General features: G+C 45.9%; 2 rRNA genes. Both read right to left on the bottom strand.

The annotated features are described in order from the left end of the window. Nucleotides 1–177, bottom strand: a 23S ribosomal RNA gene (locus tag HGH92_RS33480); the annotation flags it as partial. 197 nt (nucleotides 178–374) lie between these two features. Continuing rightward, nucleotides 375–488 (bottom strand): 16S ribosomal RNA (locus HGH92_RS33475); the annotation flags it as partial.

Below are 488 nucleotides of genomic sequence, written 5' to 3'. Positions count from 1 at the left end.
AGTTCCCTGCGTTGGCTCTCTTTCGAGTGACACGCCTTCAGCGTGCCGGGTTGTCCCATTCGGAAATCTACGGATGTAATGCTCGTTTGCAGCTCCCCGTAGCTTATCGCAGCTTACCACGTCCTTCGTCGCCTCTTAGATCCTAGGCATCCACCATGCGCCCTTATTCGCTTTAAATATTTTAGTATATAGATATTACTATCCGTATACAACTTGCATTTCCCAATATGTCAAAGAACTTTAGACTATTGCTAGTCTGTTGCCGATGTGTGAGATCCGATCCCTGACTCTTATTTCAAGTCTACATCTTAACTTTTAAAGAACTAATATTTGAAAGAAGAAGGAAACAACAGCTCAAGGATAATGAGCTCTAAAAAGGAGGTATTCCAGCCGCACCTTCCGATACGGCTACCTTGTTACGACTTAGCCCCAATTACCGGTTTTACCCTAGGCGGCTCCTTACGGTTACCGACTTCAGGTCCCCCCGG

It is taken from the genome of Chitinophaga varians (genome assembly GCF_012641275.1).
Lineage (GTDB): Bacteria > Bacteroidota > Bacteroidia > Chitinophagales > Chitinophagaceae > Chitinophaga > Chitinophaga varians_A.
Note: the sequence above shows the minus strand (reverse complement) of the source record. Positions and strands in the feature narration are given on the sequence as shown.